A 17,410-nucleotide genomic window follows, 5' to 3' on the forward strand; every position below is an offset into this window, starting at 1 on the left:
GAATCCTCGTGCTACCTGGCCCGCCCGCGCAACTCTCCGTTCAACGCATCGATCACTTCCGCCCAGTCGGCATCGCCGAGCAAGCCCTCCCGCAGAAATGCCGCCTGTCCCGCGGTCCAGAACGGCGCCTCGTACAACAGCATGGCCGGGGGCAGCGGGCTGTGGGATGCGATGAAGCGGTCAATGGCGCCGGGCTCGGATGGCAGGCCGAGCTGGGCGAACAACTGGCTCATGGGGTGGACTGGCGCTTCCATGTCCTATTTCGTTGTCGCCGCGGACGAACACGCCCGGCCGAAAGGATTACGCGTGGATGAGAAGGCGCTCGTTCTGGTGCTCCTGTTCGTGCTCGAGCCAGGCCTCCTCTGCGGCCAGGTGGGCAAGCAGGGCATCGACGAAAAGGGCGGCTGCAGCGCCCGGGTCCGGGAGGTGGGAATTCCCGGAGGTAAATTCGAGACAGCGTCGGCGTGCCCGAGCGGCGGTGGACGTGACTGTTTTCGGTGGGCGGGTGAGGAAGGGGTGCGCGAAGAGCCGAGCCTCGGCGCTCTCATGCGCGGTCACGGCGTCCGCCAGGGACATGACATTGTCGGCGGAGAAGCCGGGCCGATCGGCCGCGGCAACGGCCAAGTGTCGAAGTATGGCGTGGTCGGAGAGAACGGCAGTCAAGATGCCGGTGAACGGCGAGCGACCATCGGGGGAAGGGGCGGTAGCGGTCATGACGATCTCCTTGATAAGGCGAAGCAGACAGCACGAACACAATGCAATAGTTTATTAAAATAGTCAACTATTATCGATTTCCTGCGACCATGTCGACCTGCTCTCCGGGTTCTAAAGGCCCCGTGCCCAGGCCGGGCGCAGCGGCGCGTTCTCCGGGTGGGCGAGGGCGGCGCGCACTTCGCCCAGCAGACGCTCCCTGTCGGCGCCGAGCGTGCCCTTGAGCACCAGCCAGTTCGAGGCGTGGTCGGAGCGGAAAACGGTGCGCCGCAGTTCGAGGCCCGACAGGAAACGCTCCATCTCGCCCAGCAGGCCGGGAATGGTCAGCGGGCTCCACTCGGGGAAGCCGGCGCGGAAGCGCTCTTCGCCGAGCGGAAAGCTGACGACGAGCGTGGCGAGGTATTCGGGCTGGGCCGCGCTGGCCAGCCGCGCCGAGTTGTCGGCATGCTGTTGCCACAGCGCTTCGCCGCCGAGTCCGTTGAGGATCATGACCGAGCGCCGGATGCCGGCTTCGCCGAGCTTGTCCAGCGCATCGAGCGTCGTGGCATAGGTTTCTCCCTTGCCGACCTTCGCCAGCACTTCGTCGTCGCCCGATTCGGCGCCGACGTAGGCCAGCGCGAGGCCGGCATCCGCCAGTTCGCGCAGCTCGGCGACCGACTTCTTCTTCAGGTTGCGTGGCAGGCAGTAGCTGGAGATGCGATGCACGCCGGGCAGGTGCGCGCGTATGGCCTGCAGCACCTCGAGCAGGCGCCGCGTCGGCAGCACCAGCGCGTCACCGTCGGCGAGGAAGACGCGGCGCACCTCGGTGCCGAGCTGTTGCCCGCAGCGGCGGATGGCGTCGAGCGTCTCGGCCTCGTCGCGGGCGCGGAACCGCTTCTGCGGCGCCGTGTACATCTCGCAGAAGGTGCAGCGGTTCCACGAGCAGCCGTCGGTGACGGGCAGGATCAGCGAGTCCGCCTCCGACGGCGGGCGATAGACCGGATCGACGTAGCGGACCGGGAAGTCGCGGAACATGGCCGCGCCGCCTGTCCCGGGCTCGCTCAGTACTTGACCGAGCGGTACTGCGCGACCATGCGATGGGTGGCGCCGGGGGCGAGCTGGATCACGTCCTCGACGGCGTTGGCGGTCTCGACGCAGACCATCGCGGTCCAGCCGTCGGTGCCGAAGTCGCCCATCTTGTCGGCCTTCTCGTTCCATGGGTTCCATACCACGGTCGAGCGGCTGCCGGTGCTGGTGATGACGATGCGGCGGCCGAGCACCGGGTCGTGGATCTCGCAGTGACCGTGCGTGCCGAGGTAGACGCGGTCGGTCTCCTGGGTGAAGCTCACCGCGCCGTGCTGTGCCTTGCGCGCGCTGCCGTCGACCTTGTCGATGAAGTCGCAGTTCGCGAGGCCCGTGATCGTGGTCTTGCGGATGTCGCCGATCTCGAAATAGGTGTGCAGCGCCTGGCCGAGTTCGAAGGGGGCGTTGCCGGTGTTGGTGGTGGCCAGCTCGAGCTCGAGCTCGGGGCCGACGGTGACGATGTTCCGCGCGGTGCAGGCATGCGGCCATTGCGCGCGGGTCGCCTCGGTCTGGATCAGCTCGAATTCGAGACGGACGCGATGGTCGGGCAGCACCCGGGCATCGGCCAACTGCCAGGGCACGGTGCGGGCGAAGCCGTGGCCGGGGAGCTTGGCATCCGTGGCATGGGCGCCGAACCAGGGCCAGCAGAGCGGCACGCCGCCGCGGATCGACTTGCCGGGGGCGAACTTGGCGAATTTCGACAGCCAGATCAGCGGCGGGTGGCCGGCCGGCTGGTAGGTCATGACATGGGCGCCCTGCAGCGCGACGCGAGCGGTGCCGAAGCGGGTGGTGACGTTGGCGACGGTGAAGCCCTCGGCGATGTCTTCGAAGCCAAGAAAGTCGGCGATGGCGAAACGGCTGTTGAGTTCGGTAGCGGTGCTCATGGTTGCTTTCCTTGGGAATGTTTGGCGATGACGCCGTCGATGAACTTGGTCAGGAAGCCCATCGTCTGCGAGCTGTGGAAACGGTCCACCTCGACGCCGTGGCTGTAGGCGATGACCGTCGGGAAGCCGCGCACCTTGTGGCGGCCGGCGATGCGCATGTTTTCGTCTGCATCGACGAGGGCGAGCAGGAACTTGCCAGCGTAGCCATTGACGGCCGTGTACAGCATCGGCGCCAGTACGCGGCAGGGCGCGCACCAGTCGGCGCTGATGTCGACCAGGATCGGGGTTTCGTGGGAGCGGGCGACGACCAGTTCGTCGAAGTCCGCTTCGGTGACGTCGAATGCTAGAGACATTGTCGGCAACAGGGTCGGCGGGTGGCGAAAGCCCGGTAGTATAGGGGCTCCCAACCCCTTAAAAAATACGGAGAGAAAAACATGGCAGACAAGAATCCGGCCATCCCGCAGAAGGCGCCCTACGGCGTCAATGTCGAAGCCGGCAAGTCCTACTGGTGGTGCTCCTGCGGCCGCTCGAAGTCGCAACCCTTCTGCGACGGCTCGCATACCGGCACGGGCTTCGAGCCGGTAGAGTACAAGGCGACCACCACCGGTCAAGTCTGGTTCTGCGGCTGCAAGCACAGCCAGGGGGGCGTGCTCTGCGACGGTAGCCACAATAGTTTGTAACCCACCCCCCGGCCCCCGCCCTTGGGCGGGGGAGCCTTATTGCTCGCTTCGCTCGAAAACAAAGGGGAACTCCGTAGGCATCGTTGGAGCGGGTTGCCGCTTCGCGGCGTGCCGCGTTTCCTTGGGGCGCCCCGGCGGAAACGCTCCATGGACCGTGCGGTCAGCGATCTGCTATCCGATCGCCCGCAGGAACTCGTTGCGCAGCTGGTCGGACTCCGCGAAGGCGCCGGTGAAGGCCTGGGTGACGACGCGCTCGTCGCCGCGGCGGTCTTCACCGAGCAGCAGGCAGAGTTGTTCCGCCTCGACCACGCAGGCACCGCCGCGCGCCTTACCGTGCTGCATCAACGCTTCGGCGATGTCGCGGGTCATCCACTCCTGATAGGTGAAGCGGTGGCCGATGGCGTCGACCAGGCGCGCGATGCGGCCGAAGCCGTGCAGGCGCCCGCCGGGCAGGTAGCCGACGTGGGCGACGCCGCGGAAGGGCACCAGGTGGTGGGGGCAGACGCCATGGACGGCGATGCCGCGTATCACCACCATGTCGGAGCGATGGTCGGCGAAGCCCTCGCCGAGCGCTTCCGCCGGGTCGATGTCGTAGCCGCCGAGCAGGCGCTTCTGCCAGAGCTCGCGCACGCGCTGAGCAGTGCGGCCCATGTGCGCGGCATCGGGCGCGATGCCGCAGGCGGAGAGCAGGTCGGCCACGGCGCGCTCGAAGGCTGCGGGGTCGAACGGGTCCCGGCGGGGAATGCCGATGCCGCCGGCAGCGCCGGGGACCGGGCAATGATCGTCACAGGTGGGCATGTCGTGTCAGGCTGATTGCAGCAGATGGAATTCGATGGCCGTGCTGGTCGCGATGCGCGAACCCAGCCCATAATATTTCAGCGTGCCTTCCTGATTGTCGGTGATCACGCTCTGCGGCGTCAGCGCGCCGGCCGCGGTGATCAGGCCGGCGGCGTTGCCGAACCCGGGTAGCCGCGGCAGCAGCAGGCCCTGCTGGCCCATGGCGAGAATGTCCTCGGACGGCAGCGGCAGCACCGTGGCCTCCGAGCAGAGCAACTGCACGCCAAGCTCGGTGCCCTGTGGCGCCGGGCTTTGCCGGCGGACGAGACAGATGTGGAACTTGCCCTGTTCCCGCGGCCGCAGCATCACCAGGTCGCCGATGGCGAGTGGCGGCGCCGTTCCGCCGAGGTGGCGGATGCCGAAGCCGTCCGGACTTTCGTTGACCACCAGCCATTCGCTGGTGTCCCTTTCGTCGGCATGGGCCGCGTCGCTCTGACGCCGCCCCAGCGAGCGGCCGGACAGCAGGCGCAGGATCGCGGGCAGGCCGGCGATCACGTCGATGTGCTGCTTGAACTGGGTGCGCGAAAAGCGTCGTGCCGGCGCGGCGGCCGACCAGGCATCGTTCAGCAGGCGCATGACTTCCGGTGGCAGCGGCGCCGCCTCGCCACCGGCCCCGAGCAGCTGCTCGATCCGGGGTGGCAGCCCCGAGCAGTTGAGCACGAGGCTGTGCGGCGCCAGCGCCTTGTCGTCATCGATCTGGGCCAGCGGTTGGGCGGGACGACCCTTGTCGGTGGCGATGAGGAAGCGGCAGCTGGTGTCGTCGCGCGGCAAGGTGGCCGCCTCGATGCGTGCGTGCGGCGCCAGCCCGGCGATGAAGGCGTGCGCCGCCGCCAGGGCGGTCCGCGGCAGCCGGGCGGGGTCGGCCAGCGCCAGGAGCAGGGCGGCGACGTATTCGTGCTCGACCGCCGCCCCGTCCTTGTTCGGTCCGGCCACGCCCTGTGCGCGAGCGACCGAGTACACGTCCTGCATCAGCTTCCATGAGGCGGGCGACGGCACGGCATGGCCGCGGTAGGCGAGTACCTCGCGGCGGGCGAGGGCGTGCATCGCGCGCAACGCAGCAAGCCGCAGCAGTTCCCTGGCATCATCGGGCCCGCCAACCTTGTCCTGCAGGCCGAGGGCGAGACCGGCGTAATCGGTCGCCATGACTTTGAGCAGCGAGTCGGCGGCGACGGCGGCCTGCATTGCCGCTGCTGGCAGCGGCAGGGGGGCTATCTCGGTGGCGAGTTCGAGTGCGGCCAGGGTGGTGGCCGCGGCGGCTTCGCAGCCGTTGAGCAGCGCCAGGCGCTTGAGCGGTTCCCGCTCCCGCGCCAGGGCTTCGGTCAGGCGCTCGGCGAGCTCGATGGCAACCTTCTCGGGCGGCGCATCGTCGAGCCCGGAGAGCCACGCAGCCGCATCCTTTCTGCCGGCTTCCTTGCCGGCGAGCTTGACGATGTCGCGGACATCGCTGAACAACAGCTTGGATACGTCGGCGAAGAGGATGTCGGATGCGGCCATGATGGGGTCGGTCAGTATGCTTCCCGGATTATGCCGGCAACGACGGGGAAAGACGCATCTGCAGTCATTTGTCGCTCATTTGCCAAACAGGCCCTTCATCGCCTGGCCGACGCCGGACGCCGCGCCGCCGCCGGCTTCGAGGCCCTTCTGGCTCAGGCCGCCGGCACCCTTGGCGATGCCTTCGATGCTGACGCCCAGCGTATCGGCCATCGAGGCGCCGAAGCGCGTCGCCAGGCTCTCGTTGAGGGAGAACTTCGGATCGTCGATCCTGCCCTCGAGCACGAACTTGACCGAGATCTGGCCCTTGCCGTCCTTCATCATGCCGACCGCCGCCTGGCGCGGCATGCCCATGAAGCTGCCGCCGCGTTCGTCGAGCTCAAGCTGCCTGAGCGTGACGCTGCCGGGCGCGCGCAGGCGCTGGTCCTTGATCGTCGATTGCAGGTCGAGGTCGAGGGTGCCGCGCTTGACGCCGGTGTCCGCGGCCTTGAGCAGGTAGGGTTGCAGCGCCACCAGGTCGATGTTGCGCAGGCGGGTGGCGATATCGGAGTCCTTGTCGGCGAAGCGCATCCAGCCGTCGATCAGCAGGCTGCCGTCGTTGCGCTGGCCCTTGACCACGCCTTCGAGGTGCAGTTGCGACTTCTCCGTCAGCGCCGGCAGGGCGATGTCGGTGACATGGGCGTTGAGTTGTTCCAGGCGCACGAGGAACGGTCCCTTCTTGCCGGACAGGCTGGCGTCGTAGAAGGCCATGGCGCCGTTCTTCAGTTCGATGCGACCGATGTCGATCGCGGGCGCCGGTGCTGCCGCGGTGGCATCGGGTTTCTTTTCGAGCAGGCTCGGCACCACCCGCAGCTTTCCGTCGGCGGTGCGCAGGGCCGAGACGAAGGCGTCCTCGACGACGATGCTGCCGATGCGCACCCTGCCCGCGAGCAGGCTCGGCAGGTCCGGCTTGATCAGGATGCGCTTGGCGCGCAGCGTGTCCTCGGTCGGCCAGGCAGCCTTGCCGGTCTTTTCCGGCCTGGGCGCCTTCAGCCGCAAGTCATGCACCGCGACGCCATTCCAGCGCAGGGCGATCTCGCCGATCTCGCTTTCGGGGCCGAGCGCGGCCTCGACCCGGCCCTTGAGCACACGGGCCCCGATCATCATGCCGACAACCACGAGCAGCAGCAGGCCGATCAGACCCGCCGCGGCATAGACACCCAAGCGCTTGCCCGACATGACGAACATCCTCCCGAAGATTCGTTCAAGGCAAAGTATAGTGCGCGGCAATTCACCGCGCTTCCGTCATGGCCCTCAAATCCACCATCTTCAAGGCAAGACTCAACATCGCCGACATGGATCGCCCCTACTACGGCGAGCACACCCTCACCCTGGCGCGGCATCCCTCGGAAACCGACGAACGCATGATGGTGCGACTGCTCGCCTTCGCCCTGTTCGCCGACGAGCGGCTGGAGTTCGGTCGCGGCCTGTCGGCCGAAGACGAGCCGGCGCTGTGGCTCAGGGATTACTCGGGTGTCATCGAGCGCTGGATCGAGGTCGGCCTGCCCGACGAGAAGGCGCTGCGCAAGGCCGCCGGGCGCGCCGTCGAAGTCGTGGTCGTGGCCTACGGCGGGCGCGCCATGGACGCGTGGTGGGCGAAGGAGGGCGGCCCGCTGGCGCGCATGGACAAGCTGCAGGTCTGGGCGCTCGACGGCGAGCAGTCGGCCGCGCTCGCCGCGCTGGCGCAGCGCGGCATGGACCTGCAATGCACGATACAGGACGGACAGGTGTGGCTGACCGACGGCACCGAGACGGTGTTGATCGAGCCGCGCCGCCTTGCCGGGAGGGGCGAATGATGGCGAAGAAGACCGCAAGCATGAGTTACGAGGCGTATCTCGACGAGGTGACGACGCTGATCACCGAGAAATACGACATGAGCGACGACGATGCGATCCGCCTGGTGATGCGGGCGCAGGCCGCCGAATTCTTCGTCGCCCATGACGACGACGCCTCGCTGCGCACGCTGGACCGTGCCCACGAGGACGCGCGCACGGTGTTCAAGCTCAGGGACACGTTTCCCTGAGCGGCGGCCGGCCCGCCGCAGCGCCTCAGTCCTTCTTCGACTTGGCGTAGGACTTGGCCGGCGGCTTGCCGCCGTAGCCCTTGCCGGGGGCCTTGCGCTCGGTGTGCGCGTGCGGGCTGTGCGAATGGCCGTGCGGCGCGGGCTTCTTGTCGCTGCGATAGGGCGGCTTGGCCGACCATTCCTGGCGCGGGCGGTCGCCGCCGTAAGGAGGACGCTTTTCGCCGCCTTCGCCCTTGTCGCTCCACGGCGACTTGGGACGCGGCGGACGGTGGGCGTCGCCTTCGCCGGCTTCCGCCAGGCGGATGCGCAGCGGCACCTGGCGCACGCGGGTGCGGCGCAGGATGTCCATGAGGTCGGGGGGCAGGGCGGACGGCAGCTCGACCGTGCTGTAGTCGTCGAACAGGTTGATCTGGCCGATGAGCTTGCCGTCGATACCGCCCTCGTTGGCGATGGCGCCGACGATCTCCTTGGGCAGCACGCCCTGGTTGCGGCCGACCTCGATGCGGTAGCGCGCGAGCGGGCCGGGGGCGAGGGCGCGCGGCTCGCGGTACGGACGCTCCGCGCGCGGCGGACGTTCGCTCCATTCGGTCTGCGCCGGGCGCTCGGCGCGTTCGGTGCGCTCGACACGCTCCGGCCGCTCGCCGCGTTCGGCATAGGCGGGGCGCTCGGCCCGCGCCGGACGTTCGTCGCGCGCGGGGTAGGCGGGGCGCTCCGGGCGTGGCGGCGCCGCCGGGTATTCGGGCGCGTCGAGACCCTCGGGCCGCAGCGGTCGCTCGCGCTGGGCGAGGAAGGCCAGCGCGGCGGAGATCTGGCGCGCCCCGAGGTTGTCTTCGCTTTCCATGCGGCGCACCACCTCGTAGAAGAAATCGAGGTTTTCTTCGGCGAGCACGTCGAGGATCTGCTGCTTGAACTGGCTGACGCGCTTTTCGGCCACCTCGCCGCGCGTGGGCAGGGCGATGGGCTCGATCCTGGCGCGCGTGGCAGTCTCGATGGCCTTGAGCATGCGCATTTCGCGCGGGGCGATGAAGAGGATCGCGACTCCGGTACGTCCGGCGCGTCCCGTCCTGCCGATGCGGTGCACGTAGGCCTCGGTGTCGTAGGGCACGTCGTAGTTGATGACGTGGCTGATGCGCGGCACGTCGATGCCGCGCGCGGCGACGTCGGTGGCGACGACGATGTCGAGGCTGCCGCTCTTGAGGCGCTCGATCACCTGCTCGCGCAGGCCCTGGGTCATGTCGCCGTTGAGCGCCGCGGCCTCGTAGCCGCGCGCCTCGAGCTTGTCGGCGAGGTCGACGGTGGCGATCTTGGTGCGCACGAAGATGATCGCGGCCTCGAAATCCTCCTCGACTTCGAGCATGCGCGTCAGCGCCTCGAGCTTGTCGGCGCCGGCCACCTTCCAGTAGCGCTGGCGGATCGCGGCCACCGTGGTGGTGGCGGAGCGGATCTTGACCTCCTGCGGCTCGCGCAGGTAGCGCTGGGCGATACGACGGATCGGGTCGGGCATGGTGGCCGAGAACAGCGCGGTCTGGCGCGTCGCCGGCAGGTGCTCGAGGATCCACTCGACGTCGTCGATGAAGCCCATGCGCAGCATCTCGTCGGCTTCGTCGAGCACCAGCGACTTCAGGTTCTCGAGGTTCAGGCTCTTGCGCTCGAGGTGGTCCATGATGCGGCCCGGCGTGCCGACGATGACGTGGGCACCGCGCGACAGCGCGCGCAGCTGGATCACCATGCTCTGCCCGCCGTACACCGGCAGCACATGGAAGCCCGGCATGTGGTGGGCGTATTTCTGGAAGGCCTCGGCGACCTGGATGGCCAGCTCGCGCGTCGGCGTCAGCACCAGCACCTGCGGCGTCTTGTTCTTGAGGTCGAGCTTCGCCAGCAGCGGCAGGGCGAAGGCGGCGGTCTTGCCGGTGCCGGTCTGCGCCTCGCCGAGCAGGTCGCGGTCCGCCAGGATGAGCGGGATGCAGGCGGCCTGGATCGGCGAGGGGTTCTCGTAGCCGACGTCGGCAAGGGCGGAAAGCAGGAACGGCGGCAATTGGAGTGCCGCAAAGGATTCGATGGGTTCGGTCATGGTGTACCCGCGGGCGGCGGGGAAGGAAAGAGTGGCCCAGGAAGGATCTGTGACCACAGAAAAGACCATTATCTCAGACGTGTCAAGTAGACTGAAAACATGAGCGAATTTCGAGGCGAAGCGTGCCGCGTTGCGGTGATCGGCGGCGGCCCGGCGGGGCTGATGGCGGCCGAGGTTCTGGCGCAGGGCGGCGCCGGCGTCGATGTCTACGACGCGATGCCCTCGGTCGGGCGCAAGTTCCTCATGGCCGGCAAGAGCGGCCTCAACCTGACCCACGTGGAAGACTTCGCTGCCTTCGTCTCGCGCTACGGCGCGCAATCCGGCTGGGTGAGGCCGTGGCTGGAGGATTTCGGCGCCGGGGCGCTGCGCGAGTGGGCTCGCGGGTTGGGCGTCGCGACCTTCGTCGGCTCGTCGGGACGGGTGTTTCCGGCGGAGATGAAGGCCGCGCCGCTGCTGCGCGCCTGGCTGCACCGCCTGCGCGCGGCCGGCGTGCGCTTCCACATGCGCCACCGCTGGCTGGGCTGGGAGGCGGATGGCGAACTTGCCTTTGCCACGCCATTGGGCCTCCGGAAAGTCGGCGCTGGCGCCACGGTGCTGGCGCTCGGCGGCGGCAGCTGGGCGAAGCTCGGCTCCGACGGCGCCTGGCTGCCTTGGCTGCTCAGCCGCGGCGTGGCCGTCGCGCCGCTGCGACCGGCCAACTGCGGCTTCGATGTCGGGTGGAGCGACCATTTTCGTGAGAAGTTCGCCGGCCAGCCGGTCAAGTCGGTGGTCGCAACGTTTGCCGGTCGCAGCCGGCAGGGCGAGTTCGTCGTCACCGATAACGGTGTCGAGGGCAGCCTGATCTATGCGTTCTCCGCGTCGCTGCGCGACGCGATCGAGGCGGACGGCGACGCGAAGCTGCTGCTCGACCTCGCGCCCGGCAAGACGTTGGAGCGCCTAACGACCGAGATCGCCCATCCGCGCGGCTCGCGCTCCATGGCCAGCCACCTGCAGAGCCGCGCCGGCGTCAGTGGCGTCAAGGCCGGGCTGCTGCGCGAATGTGCGGCGAAGGAAACCTACGCCGACCCCGCGCGGTTGGCGGCGGCGATCAAGTCGCTGCCATTGCGGCTTGTTGCCCCGCGCCCGCTCGACGAGGCCATCAGCAGCGCCGGCGGCGTGACGCGGGAAGCGCTCGACGAGCACCTCATGTTGCGCGAACTGCCCGGCGTCTTCTGCGCCGGCGAGATGCTCGACTGGGAGGCGCCAACCGGCGGCTACCTGCTCACCGCCTGCTTCGCCAGCGGCTACGCCGCCGGGCGGGGCGTATTGAACTGGCTCCAGCCGAAGCGTTCGAGCAGCGCCGCGAACTGATCTCCCGGCATGGCGCCAACGCCGACTTTTTCGTCGGTGACGGGATGGCGGAAGGCCAGATGCGTGCAGGCGAGCAGCAGCCGGCCGCAGCCGAATTCCTGCCGGAAGTGGCGGTTGTGGCGGCCCTTGCCGTGGGTGGCGTCGCCGATGATGGGGTGGGCGATGTGCTTCAGGTGGCGGCGCAACTGGTGCTGGCGGCCGGTGAGCGGCTGCAGCTCGACCAGGGCATAGCGCGCGGTCGGATAGCGATCGATGGCGACCGGCAGCTCGATGGTCGCGAGCCTGCGAAACCGCGTCTGCGCCGGCTGCGGCGGGGCGTCCGGCAGCGAACGCCCGTAATCGTCGAAGCGCCGCGACAGCGCATGGTCGATCAGTCCTTCCTCCGGCGGCCAGCCGCGCACCACGGCGAGGTAGGTCTTTTCGACCTCGTTGGCCTCGAACTGCCGGGAGAGCTCGCGCGTCACCCCGGCATCGAAGGCGAACAGCAGCACGCCCGAGGTGCCGCGGTCGAGCCGATGCACCGGCTGCACGCGACGGCCGATCTGGTCGCGCAGCAGCTGCACGGCGAAGCGCGTCTCGTGGCGGTCGAGGTCGCTGCGATGGACCAGCAGGCCCGGCGGCTTGTCGATGGCGATCAGGTGGTCGTCGCGGTAGAGGATGTCGAGCATGGGGCTATGATGGCGGCCATCACCAAGCCGGAGTTTCGCATGGCCCAGCATGACTTTCGCCTCGAAGGCGAGTACATCGAACTCAACATCCTGCTCAAGCTGCTGGCGCTGGCGCCCTCGGGCGGCGCGGCCAAGGCCATGGTGGCGGCCGGCGAGGTCATGGTCGACGGCGAGGTCGAGACGCGCAAGACGCGCAAGATCAGGGTCGGGCAGGTGGTCACGGTCGGCGCCGACGAGATCCGCGTCGTCGGCTGATGTATCGTTCTGCCCGGGCGCATTCGAAAGGGGAGGCAGCCATGTTCGCAAGGATCGTGATGATCGCCGCCGTGACGTTCGCGTCGCTCGGCGCCGCCCGTGCGGAGACGCATCTGCTCTATCTGCACGGCTGCTGCATTCGGGATGCGAGCGATCCCAAGGCGGCGGCCTACGCGGCCGTGGTCGAGGAGCTCAGGCGATCCGGCTTCACCGTGTCCTTCGACCTGAAGACCGCCGACGTCGGCGACAGCGAATCCGGGCTGCAGCGGAAGCTGGCGGCGACGGCCGATCAGGTTCTCGGCCTGATCGCGGCGGGCGAGTTCGCGGAGAACATCACCGTGGTCGGCCACGGCCTCGGCGCGGCGACCGCCCTGGCCGCCTCCGGCGTGATCGCCAATCGCAGGATAAATGTCATCCTGCTCGGCGGTTGCCCAGCCAATCCGGGGATCGCCATCGATTACGCCAAGGTGATGGGGCGCTTCCTCTCGATCGTCGACACCCAGGACAGGGAATCCGGGTCCTGTCACGGCCGCATGCCGGAGCATGTGTTCTACAAGGAGAGCAGCGTGAGTTCCCCCGAGGGCGGGTCGCTGTTCCTGCGCACCGACGAGGAATCCCTGCGGCTCTGGCTGGATCCCCTCTTCTCCTTCGTCACCGGCAAAACCGGGCGGGGCCGCTTGCGCTAGGTAGCTTGCCGTGGCGGCGGCATAATGGCGGCCCTTACGTAATCCTGCAATCCGCCCGCACCATGCCCATCCAATGGTTCCCCGGCCACATGACCTCGGCCCGCAAGAAGGCGGCCGAGACCATGGCGCGCACCGACGTCGTCATCGAGGTGCTCGACGCGCGCCTGCCCGAGGCCAGCGCCAACCCGATGATCCGCGAGCTGCGCGAGTTCCGCCAGCGGCCCTGCCTCAAGCTGCTCAACAAGGCCGACCTCGCCGATCCAGTCGCGACCAGGGCCTGGCTCGACTTCTACGACCGCCAGCCCGGTGTCAAGGCCGTCGCCATCTCCTGCAAGAAGCCCGGCGACGCGGCGAAGGTGCCGGCGCTGTGCCAGCAGCTGGCGCCGCACCGCAACGACAACATCAAGCCGCTGCGCATGATGATCATGGGCATCCCCAACGTCGGCAAGTCGACGCTGATGAACGCGCTGCTCAAGCGCCGCATCGCCGCCGTCGGCGACGAGCCGGCCGTGACCAAGAGCCAGCAGAGCTTCGATCTCAGCCCGAGCCTGTCCATCACCGACACGCCGGGCCTGATGTGGCCGAAGATCGAGCACGACGCCGACGGCTACATGCTCGCCGCCAGCCATGCCATCGGCCGCAACGCCGTGATCGACGAGGAGGTCGCGGTCTTCCTCGCCGGCATCCTGCTCGAGCGCTATCCGGCCCTGTTGGCAGCGCGTTACAAATTCGACGTCGCAAGCGCCGATGCCGTCGGCGTGGTGGAGACCGTGGCGAAGAAGCGCGGCTGCATCGTCAAGGGCCGCGGTGGCGAGCTCGACCTGGAGAAGGCCGCGATGATCCTGCTCACCGACTATCGCAGCGGCGCGCTCGGCCGCATCAGCCTCGAGACGCCGGAAAGCCGCGCGGCGATGCTGGCCGCGTCAGGTGGCACTGCGGGCGGTGAAGAACCGCCGGGCGGGGACGAATAGCCTCAGCTTTCCGTGCCGCGCAACGCCGCGTTGAGTGCCTGAACGCCGACCGCGGCGACGAGGCCCGTGAGCAGGATGCCGGTGAAGCCGATGGCGATGGCCAGCGTGCGCGCCAGCGGGCTCTTCGGCACGAGATCGCCGTAGCCGATGGTGAGGCCGGAAACGAAGGCGAAGTAAAGGCCGTCGCCGAGCGGCCAGCCGTCGAGGCGGGCGACGAGGATGCCGAGCGCGGCCATTATCAGGAGCAGGGCCGACAGGATCGGCCAGACGACCTTGAGCCCGTTCCACAGCTCAAGCCGGAAGCGGACCCGCATCTGATTCGCCATGCCCTGGCTCCTGTCGCAATGTCGCCGAGCAACCTCGCCCGCGCCGTTACTTGCCTTCACATTCGGGGACGCGGATCGAGCTGTTGGTGCAGTAGCGCGCCTTCATGCGCTCGACGCAGAGGACCTCGGAAACCGGGTCCTTGGTGCCGCATTCCTTGAGCTTGCGGCGGAATTCGACCAGCCAGTCGGGCGCGGGGCCGGCGGGTGCCGCGCCCGCGGCCGCCGGCGACGAGCCGGCAAGAACGCAGTTCGTTTCCGCCGACTGCAGCGTGCTGCCCTGGCCGGCGAACAGCGCCATCACGGTGCGCTTGAGGCGCAGGCTGTCCAGCCGGATCTCGTAGGTGATGGCCAGTGTCTGGCCCATGCCGTCGACCAGCGCGTCGCTGGCGTAGGCGAAGGCGAGGCGCTCGGAAGTGCTGCGCAGCAGCGCAGCCTCGCGCGTGCGGCCGTTGCTGGTGACGCGGATGTCGCTGGTCGCGCTGCCCGAGGCGCCGCGGCGGATATCGATGGAGAGTTCCTCGCTGCCGCTGCCGGCGATGCGCGTGCCGTCGGCATACATGCCCGAGACGTTGCAGCTCAGGCGGGCGCTGGTGTTGGCGCCGTCCAGCGCGGCGGCCGGCAGGCTCAGGGTCAGCGTCAGGGAGAACGCGGCCGCGGTTGCCGGCAGCAGGCTTCGAAACGGTCGGGACATGGCGTTTTCCTTTGGGGCGTCGGACAAGGCTAGCTTAGCTCAAATCCATGCGCCGGGTGTTCAGACCCGAAGCAGCGCGACCTTCAGCGGCGGCTTGTCGTCGGAGCTGGGGAAGTCGGCCTCGGGCAGGATCCATTCGACCTCGCGGATCGTCCGTCCCGCCTTAGTGGCGCTGCGCTGCAGCTGATCGAGCCACGGTTCGCGCTCGACCTCGGCGACGTTGTTGGTGCAGATCAGCGTGCCGCCCTCGGCGGTGCACAGCAGCGCCGGCTTGAGCAGGGCCGGGTAGTCGCTCACCAGGTCGACCACGCCGAAGGCGCTCTTGGCATAGCGCGGCGGGTCGAGGAAGACGATGTCGAACTGACGCGGCTCGAGCTTGGGGAAGGGGGGCATGCGCTTGCCGCGCACCATTTTTGGCTGGCCGATGCCGGAGAGCTGGCGCATGGCGGCGAAGGCGTCGCTGTGGATGAAGCGCGGGCGGATCGGCAACTCGTTGAGACGGGCGTTTTCCTTGCCGACGGCGAGGCTCGATTCGGCGAAGTCCACATTGACGACGAATGTCGCGCCGGCCCTGGCGGCGGCGATGCCCACGCCGCAGGTATAGGCGAAGAGGTTGAGCAGGGTCTTGCCGGGGGCCTCGCGCATGACGCGGCGGCGCGCCGCGCGCAGGTCGAGGAACAGCCACGGGTCCTGGCCGGCGTGGCGCCCCTGGACGTGGTAGCTCACACCCATCTCGTGGGCGATGCGCGGCTGCATGGCGACGGCCAGCGCCTCGCCCTCGAGCTTGTTGCCGATGCGCGAATTGGCGCGGCTGCGGTCGTTGTACACGAGCGCGAGGCCGGGCAGGGCGCCGGCGTAGAAGGCCTCCAGCTCGGCCAGGCGGTCGGCGTCCAGCGGCGAATGGAAGCTCTGCACCAGCAGCAAGTCACCGTAGCGGTCCACGGTCAGCCCGGGCAGGCCTTCGACGCTGCCGTGGAAGAGGCGGTAGGCATCGGTGTTCTCGGCGTGGAGCTGCTCGAGCAGCGGTTTGCGGGCGGCCAGGGCGGCCTGCAGCAGGGCGGAAAGGGGGGCGGTATCGGGCATGGCGCGGGGCGGGGTGTAAAGTGCGGGCTACATTGTGCCTGAGCCCACGGGAATGGACGCGCGAATCAACGAACTCGAAGTCAAATTGAGCTTCGCCGAGGACCTGCTCGAGCAACTCAACCTCACGGTTTTCCGGCAACAGCAGCAGATCGAGGGCCTGCAACGGGAGCTGCGCGCCCTGCGCGAGCAGATGCTGGCGTCGATGCCGGCCGAGAGCCGCAGCCTGCGCGACGAGATTCCGCCGCACTACTAGTTCCCGGCCGCTGCGCTCCGCAGACGGCCGATCACGGCACCGTGTAGAAGATGCTGTCGCTGAAGCTCAGCGTGTTGGCCGTAACGGGGTAATCGACGATCATCGCCCGCGCCGGCACGTTCCCGAACATCATCGGCAGGCCATTGGCGGTGAAGAAGCTCTGGCCGTCCATCAGCTGGAAATGCAGATGGGGCGCGCTGGAGTTGCCGGTGTTGCCGACCCTGGCGATGACCATGCCCTTCCTGGCCTTGTCGCCGGTGCGGACCCGGATCGAGCCCTCCTGCAGATGGCAATAGACGCTGAACTCGCCGTTGAAGTGGTCGATGACCACATAGTTGCCGGCGACGGCGTTGGTCCAGCCGATCTGCGGGATCAGCTCCTTGAGCACGCCCCTGACGTAGTCGGGCTGGTTGAACTTGACCGGGTCGCTCATCAGCTTCTCCGGAAACCTGTCGCCCGTCTCCACCACGAGGCCGTCGCCGACGGCATGGACCTCGCGGCCCCAGATGCCGTAGTCCGTCAGCGCCATGGGATTGGGGCGCGATATATCGGTGAACGACGCCGCGTCCTTCTGGTTGGCGCCCACCAGGTCCATGGCGAACTCCTGCGAGGCCGCCGCGCGGTGGTGGATGTAGCTCAGCGGCAGGAAGGCCATCTGCACGTCGCCCTTGAGCGGGAACATGTACCTGCCCGTCACCTGGTAGGGCGTGAGCGCCACGGGGAACGCTGCCACGGTCCTCTCCCCGCCCGTGGCGACGGTCAGCCTGATCTCCAGCTCATCCACCTTCGTGTGGCCGACAAGGTGGACGAAGGCGATCTTCGAGAGCGGCAGGACGAGGCTCTGCCCGCCAGCCAGCGTGCCGTTATCCGATACCTTGCCCTCGGGAAGCGCGATGTTGCCGTAGGCGAGCTGCAAGGCGGGCAGCGGCCGCTGCTGGTTGTTGACGATGTCGGCGAACTCGACGATCGCATCCGCAAGGGGCTTGCCCGAGATCGTCAGGCGCAGCGCCTCGGCCCCCGCAGCCTTGACGACCACCTCCACCTGCTCGACGGTCACCGGCGGCTCCTGCGCATTCGTCGCCACCAGGTCGGGCAGCTTGATGTCCGTGATCTCCCAGTCGCCGATGCGGACGGAGACGGGGATCACCTTTTTTCCCTGCGCGAGATAGCGGATGCCCACCTTCTCGGCCGGCGAAGCCGGCGACGCGAATGCCGGCAGGGCCGTGGCCGAGACCGCGAGGGCGACCAGCCAGCCGAGCATGCCGGCCACCGTGCCTGCGGCAAGGAGCCGAAGGGGTTGTGGAACCTGTGCGGTGGTGACCATCGGGT

Annotated in this window: 22 protein-coding genes; 9 read left to right on the forward strand and 13 right to left on the reverse strand. The window is 68.4% G+C overall.

Translation table 11 applies throughout. The features are described from left to right. Positions 1-11 precede the first annotated feature (11 nt). A complete protein-coding gene (locus tag EJE94_RS09175; protein WP_370685660.1) occupies positions 12-233 on the reverse strand; it encodes a DUF2789 domain-containing protein in 222 nt (73 codons plus the stop codon). A 19-nt stretch (positions 234-252) separates the two neighbouring features. On the opposite strand from EJE94_RS09175, the gene EJE94_RS09180 reads away from it, so the two are divergent. Further along, positions 253-777 (forward strand): hypothetical protein, encoded by a 525-nt coding sequence (locus EJE94_RS09180; protein WP_124962433.1) that lies wholly within the window; start codon positions 253-255, stop codon positions 775-777. A 48-nt stretch (positions 778-825) separates the two neighbouring features. Here the strand turns inward: EJE94_RS09180 and EJE94_RS09185 are convergent, their stop codons facing one another. From EJE94_RS09185 to EJE94_RS09195, 3 genes are read right to left on the reverse strand one after another with little or no spacing between them, the layout of a single operon-like run. Continuing rightward, positions 826-1,725: a radical SAM protein gene (locus tag EJE94_RS09185; RefSeq protein WP_121240820.1), complete on the reverse strand. Its 900-nt coding sequence runs from the start codon at positions 1,723-1,725 to the stop codon at positions 826-828. A gap of 26 nt (positions 1,726-1,751) precedes the next feature. Further along, positions 1,752-2,657, reverse strand: a complete 906-nt coding sequence (locus EJE94_RS09190) for a D-hexose-6-phosphate mutarotase (RefSeq protein ID WP_121240822.1) — start codon at positions 2,655-2,657, stop codon at positions 1,752-1,754. Further along, on the reverse strand, positions 2,654-3,010 hold the full coding sequence (locus EJE94_RS09195; RefSeq protein ID WP_121240824.1) for a thioredoxin family protein: 357 nt from the start codon (positions 3,008-3,010) through the stop codon (positions 2,654-2,656). The genes EJE94_RS09190 and EJE94_RS09195 overlap by 4 nt, the downstream gene beginning before the upstream one ends. An 81-nt stretch (positions 3,011-3,091) precedes the next feature. Between EJE94_RS09195 and EJE94_RS09200 the strand changes: the two genes are divergently transcribed. Then, positions 3,092-3,337: a CDGSH iron-sulfur domain-containing protein gene (locus EJE94_RS09200; RefSeq protein WP_121240826.1), complete on the forward strand. Its 246-nt coding sequence runs from the start codon at positions 3,092-3,094 to the stop codon at positions 3,335-3,337. Positions 3,338-3,508: 171 nt separating this feature from the next. Here the strand turns inward: EJE94_RS09200 and folE are convergent, their stop codons facing one another. The 3 genes from folE to EJE94_RS09215 form a co-directional block, all read right to left on the reverse strand. Then, complete coding sequence (gene folE / locus EJE94_RS09205) at positions 3,509-4,135, reverse strand: GTP cyclohydrolase I FolE (RefSeq protein ID WP_121240828.1); 627 nt, start codon at positions 4,133-4,135, stop codon at positions 3,509-3,511. A gap of 6 nt (positions 4,136-4,141) precedes the next feature. Beyond that, positions 4,142-5,668, reverse strand: a complete 1,527-nt coding sequence (locus tag EJE94_RS09210; RefSeq protein ID WP_121240831.1) for a cyclic-di-GMP receptor FimW-related protein — start codon at positions 5,666-5,668, stop codon at positions 4,142-4,144. Between the two features lie 75 nt (positions 5,669-5,743). Continuing rightward, a complete protein-coding gene (locus tag EJE94_RS09215; protein WP_121242192.1) occupies positions 5,744-6,883 on the reverse strand; it encodes a DUF748 domain-containing protein in 1,140 nt (379 codons plus the stop codon). Between the two features lie 68 nt (positions 6,884-6,951). Between EJE94_RS09215 and EJE94_RS09220 the strand changes: the two genes are divergently transcribed. Both EJE94_RS09220 and EJE94_RS09225 read left to right on the forward strand, forming a co-directional pair. Next, a complete protein-coding gene (locus tag EJE94_RS09220; RefSeq protein ID WP_121240833.1) occupies positions 6,952-7,500 on the forward strand; it encodes a YaeQ family protein in 549 nt (182 codons plus the stop codon). Between the two features lie 20 nt (positions 7,501-7,520). After that, positions 7,521-7,727 carry a hypothetical protein gene (locus EJE94_RS09225; RefSeq protein WP_121242193.1) on the forward strand — a complete coding sequence of 69 codons (207 nt, stop codon included), beginning with the start codon at positions 7,521-7,523 and terminating at the stop codon, positions 7,725-7,727. Positions 7,728-7,752: 25 nt separating this feature from the next. Here EJE94_RS09225 and EJE94_RS09230 read toward each other — a convergent pair whose 3' ends face one another. Next, positions 7,753-9,798 carry a DEAD/DEAH box helicase gene (locus EJE94_RS09230; RefSeq protein WP_121240835.1) on the reverse strand — a complete coding sequence of 682 codons (2,046 nt, stop codon included), beginning with the start codon at positions 9,796-9,798 and terminating at the stop codon, positions 7,753-7,755. Between the two features lie 99 nt (positions 9,799-9,897). On the opposite strand from EJE94_RS09230, the gene EJE94_RS09235 reads away from it, so the two are divergent. Further along, positions 9,898-11,148, forward strand: a complete 1,251-nt coding sequence (locus tag EJE94_RS09235; RefSeq protein WP_121240837.1) for a TIGR03862 family flavoprotein — start codon at positions 9,898-9,900, stop codon at positions 11,146-11,148. On the opposite strand, the gene EJE94_RS09240 is transcribed toward EJE94_RS09235, so the two are convergent. Further along, positions 11,082-11,816 carry a pseudouridine synthase gene (locus EJE94_RS09240; RefSeq protein WP_121240840.1) on the reverse strand — a complete coding sequence of 245 codons (735 nt, stop codon included), beginning with the start codon at positions 11,814-11,816 and terminating at the stop codon, positions 11,082-11,084. The two genes, EJE94_RS09235 and EJE94_RS09240, sit on opposite strands and share 67 nt — an antisense overlap. Before the next feature lie 39 nt (positions 11,817-11,855). Between EJE94_RS09240 and EJE94_RS09245 the strand changes: the two genes are divergently transcribed. The 3 genes from EJE94_RS09245 to ylqF all read left to right on the forward strand — a co-directional run bounded on the left by EJE94_RS09245 (position 11,856) and on the right by ylqF (position 13,728). Continuing rightward, on the forward strand, positions 11,856-12,071 hold the full coding sequence (locus tag EJE94_RS09245) for an RNA-binding S4 domain-containing protein (RefSeq protein ID WP_121242194.1): 216 nt from the start codon (positions 11,856-11,858) through the stop codon (positions 12,069-12,071). 41 nt (positions 12,072-12,112) lie between these two features. Further along, positions 12,113-12,757: a hypothetical protein gene (locus EJE94_RS09250; protein WP_121240842.1), complete on the forward strand. Its 645-nt coding sequence runs from the start codon at positions 12,113-12,115 to the stop codon at positions 12,755-12,757. A gap of 62 nt (positions 12,758-12,819) precedes the next feature. Next, the gene (gene ylqF, locus EJE94_RS09255; RefSeq protein WP_121240844.1) at positions 12,820-13,728 is read left to right on the forward strand and encodes a ribosome biogenesis GTPase YlqF; all 909 of its coding nucleotides are present in this window, start codon (positions 12,820-12,822) and stop codon (positions 13,726-13,728) included. Positions 13,729-13,730: 2 nt separating this feature from the next. On the opposite strand, the gene EJE94_RS09260 is transcribed toward ylqF, so the two are convergent. The 3 genes from EJE94_RS09260 to EJE94_RS09270 are packed head-to-tail and all read right to left on the reverse strand — an operon-like array spanning position 13,731 to position 15,828. Next, positions 13,731-14,054 (reverse strand): potassium channel family protein, encoded by a 324-nt coding sequence (locus tag EJE94_RS09260; protein ID WP_207855867.1) that lies wholly within the window; start codon positions 14,052-14,054, stop codon positions 13,731-13,733. 46 nt (positions 14,055-14,100) lie between these two features. Next, positions 14,101-14,745 carry a hypothetical protein gene (locus tag EJE94_RS09265; protein WP_121240847.1) on the reverse strand — a complete coding sequence of 215 codons (645 nt, stop codon included), beginning with the start codon at positions 14,743-14,745 and terminating at the stop codon, positions 14,101-14,103. Between the two features lie 60 nt (positions 14,746-14,805). Beyond that, a complete protein-coding gene (locus tag EJE94_RS09270) occupies positions 14,806-15,828 on the reverse strand; it encodes a class I SAM-dependent rRNA methyltransferase (protein WP_121240849.1) in 1,023 nt (340 codons plus the stop codon). A gap of 52 nt (positions 15,829-15,880) precedes the next feature. On the opposite strand from EJE94_RS09270, the gene EJE94_RS09275 reads away from it, so the two are divergent. Further along, entirely contained in the window at positions 15,881-16,081 is a 201-nt protein-coding gene (locus tag EJE94_RS09275; protein WP_121240851.1) for a SlyX family protein, read from the forward strand. Between the two features lie 31 nt (positions 16,082-16,112). On the opposite strand, the gene EJE94_RS14965 is transcribed toward EJE94_RS09275, so the two are convergent. After that, a complete protein-coding gene (locus EJE94_RS14965; RefSeq protein WP_207855869.1) occupies positions 16,113-17,405 on the reverse strand; it encodes a M23 family metallopeptidase in 1,293 nt (430 codons plus the stop codon). Between the last annotated feature and the right edge of the window lie 5 nt (positions 17,406-17,410).

Source organism: Sulfurisoma sediminicola (assembly GCF_003865015.1).
GTDB lineage: Bacteria > Pseudomonadota > Gammaproteobacteria > Burkholderiales > Rhodocyclaceae > Sulfurisoma > Sulfurisoma sediminicola.

Excerpts from the sequence above, each read along its gene's own strand:
- EJE94_RS09175 (WP_370685660.1), bottom strand. The coding sequence starts at position 233 with ATGAGCCAGTTGTTCGCCCAGCTCGGCCTGCCATCCGAGCCCGGCGCC.
- EJE94_RS09180 (WP_124962433.1), top strand. The coding sequence starts at position 253 with ATGTCCTATTTCGTTGTCGCCGCGGACGAACACGCCCGGCCGAAAGGA.
- EJE94_RS09185 (WP_121240820.1), bottom strand. The coding sequence starts at position 1,725 with ATGTTCCGCGACTTCCCGGTCCGCTACGTCGATCCGGTCTATCGCCCG.
- EJE94_RS09190 (WP_121240822.1), bottom strand. The coding sequence starts at position 2,657 with ATGAGCACCGCTACCGAACTCAACAGCCGTTTCGCCATCGCCGACTTT.
- EJE94_RS09195 (WP_121240824.1), bottom strand. The coding sequence starts at position 3,010 with ATGTCTCTAGCATTCGACGTCACCGAAGCGGACTTCGACGAACTGGTC.
- EJE94_RS09200 (WP_121240826.1), top strand. The coding sequence starts at position 3,092 with ATGGCAGACAAGAATCCGGCCATCCCGCAGAAGGCGCCCTACGGCGTC.
- folE (WP_121240828.1), bottom strand. The coding sequence starts at position 4,135 with ATGCCCACCTGTGACGATCATTGCCCGGTCCCCGGCGCTGCCGGCGGC.
- EJE94_RS09210 (WP_121240831.1), bottom strand. The coding sequence starts at position 5,668 with ATGGCCGCATCCGACATCCTCTTCGCCGACGTATCCAAGCTGTTGTTC.
- EJE94_RS09215 (WP_121242192.1), bottom strand. The coding sequence starts at position 6,883 with ATGTCGGGCAAGCGCTTGGGTGTCTATGCCGCGGCGGGTCTGATCGGC.
- EJE94_RS09220 (WP_121240833.1), top strand. The coding sequence starts at position 6,952 with ATGGCCCTCAAATCCACCATCTTCAAGGCAAGACTCAACATCGCCGAC.
- EJE94_RS09225 (WP_121242193.1), top strand. The coding sequence starts at position 7,521 with ATGAGTTACGAGGCGTATCTCGACGAGGTGACGACGCTGATCACCGAG.
- EJE94_RS09230 (WP_121240835.1), bottom strand. The coding sequence starts at position 9,798 with ATGACCGAACCCATCGAATCCTTTGCGGCACTCCAATTGCCGCCGTTC.
- EJE94_RS09235 (WP_121240837.1), top strand. The coding sequence starts at position 9,898 with ATGAGCGAATTTCGAGGCGAAGCGTGCCGCGTTGCGGTGATCGGCGGC.
- EJE94_RS09240 (WP_121240840.1), bottom strand. The coding sequence starts at position 11,816 with ATGCTCGACATCCTCTACCGCGACGACCACCTGATCGCCATCGACAAG.
- EJE94_RS09245 (WP_121242194.1), top strand. The coding sequence starts at position 11,856 with ATGGCCCAGCATGACTTTCGCCTCGAAGGCGAGTACATCGAACTCAAC.
- EJE94_RS09250 (WP_121240842.1), top strand. The coding sequence starts at position 12,113 with ATGTTCGCAAGGATCGTGATGATCGCCGCCGTGACGTTCGCGTCGCTC.
- ylqF (WP_121240844.1), top strand. The coding sequence starts at position 12,820 with ATGCCCATCCAATGGTTCCCCGGCCACATGACCTCGGCCCGCAAGAAG.
- EJE94_RS09260 (WP_207855867.1), bottom strand. The coding sequence starts at position 14,054 with ATGGCGAATCAGATGCGGGTCCGCTTCCGGCTTGAGCTGTGGAACGGG.
- EJE94_RS09265 (WP_121240847.1), bottom strand. The coding sequence starts at position 14,745 with ATGTCCCGACCGTTTCGAAGCCTGCTGCCGGCAACCGCGGCCGCGTTC.
- EJE94_RS09270 (WP_121240849.1), bottom strand. The coding sequence starts at position 15,828 with ATGCCCGATACCGCCCCCCTTTCCGCCCTGCTGCAGGCCGCCCTGGCC.
- EJE94_RS09275 (WP_121240851.1), top strand. The coding sequence starts at position 15,881 with ATGGACGCGCGAATCAACGAACTCGAAGTCAAATTGAGCTTCGCCGAG.
- EJE94_RS14965 (WP_207855869.1), bottom strand. The coding sequence starts at position 17,405 with ATGGTCACCACCGCACAGGTTCCACAACCCCTTCGGCTCCTTGCCGCA.